The sequence below is a fragment of the Myxococcus sp. AB025B genome, from assembly GCF_006518215.1.
GTDB classification, from domain to species: Bacteria; Myxococcota; Myxococcia; order Myxococcales; family Myxococcaceae; genus Myxococcus; species Myxococcus fulvus.
The window spans coordinates 1-401 of record NZ_SRLW01000747.1; the positions used below are offsets into that span (position 1 = coordinate 1).

Consider the following 401-nt stretch of genomic DNA (forward strand, 5'->3'; position numbering starts at 1 on the left):
GTGTACGCCAAGGAGACGAAGGAGCGGATGGCGGAGCTGAGCGACCGCATCACCCGGAGGAGGATTGTCCTCTCCGCGGCGGACGCCCGCGTCCAGCTCGCCACCCGGATGGCCATGACCAAGGAGAAGCTCGAGGCCGCGAAGGGAATCTCGTCGACCGACAGCGACGTCGACACCGCCTCGAAGGGCGTGGACGAGATGATGCAGATGTTCGAGACGCACGCGGAGCTGGAGCGGCAGGACGCGGGCTACGCGTCGGCGGCGGAGCGGGCGCGCGCCGACTGGCTGAAGCTGGTCGAGGCCCTCGAGTTCGCGAAGCAGGCGCGGGCGTTGCGCCGGCTGACGGGGGAGGCCCTGGTGGTCGCCAGCACGGCATCGGAAGCGGCCGCTTCCTCCTCGGA

Annotated in this window: 1 pseudogene; it reads left to right on the forward strand. The window is 70.3% G+C overall.

Features of this window, described 5'->3' with window-relative positions:
* Positions 1 to 401 (forward strand): annotated as a pseudogene (locus tag FL311_RS44815) (hypothetical protein); the annotation flags it as partial.